Genomic DNA, 430 nt, shown 5'->3' with positions numbered 1-430 from the left:
GCTAAAAATGAAAAAAGTAGTATTAGCGAGCGCTTTATTGGCAGCGAGTGTATCTGCACAAGCAGGTTTGATAACAACTGTTGAAGCCGAAAATCAATTTGTAAGTACAGTATCTGATAGCCTAGATATCATTGATTTTGACGAAGGCAATGTAGGTAATATCTCTGGAGACTACACAGTCTACTCAACGCCAAGTGGTACAAATCAAAGTGCGCCTCCTTTTGGCATTACCAGTGAATATTTGAGTGTTCCAAACCCTAACCAAAATGGTTCAGCAACTATTTTGCTTGACGAAACTTACAACTTTTTCGGTTTGTTTTGGGGATCGGTTGATGACTACAACAGCATTACGTTCTACAACGGTGATGTGAGCGACGATAACAATATCGTAGCGTCGATCTCTGGTGATCAGATTGATGATCTACTTGCA

The 430-nt window shown here is 40.2% G+C and carries 1 protein-coding gene; it reads left to right on the top strand.

Annotated elements, in window-relative coordinates:
- Nucleotides 1-430: hypothetical protein (locus A3738_RS31615; RefSeq protein WP_197474073.1), on the top strand; the 430-nt coding region annotated here is incomplete at both ends.

It is taken from the genome of Oleiphilus sp. HI0066 (assembly GCF_001635725.1).
Note: the sequence above shows the minus strand (reverse complement) of the source record. Positions and strands in the feature narration are given on the sequence as shown.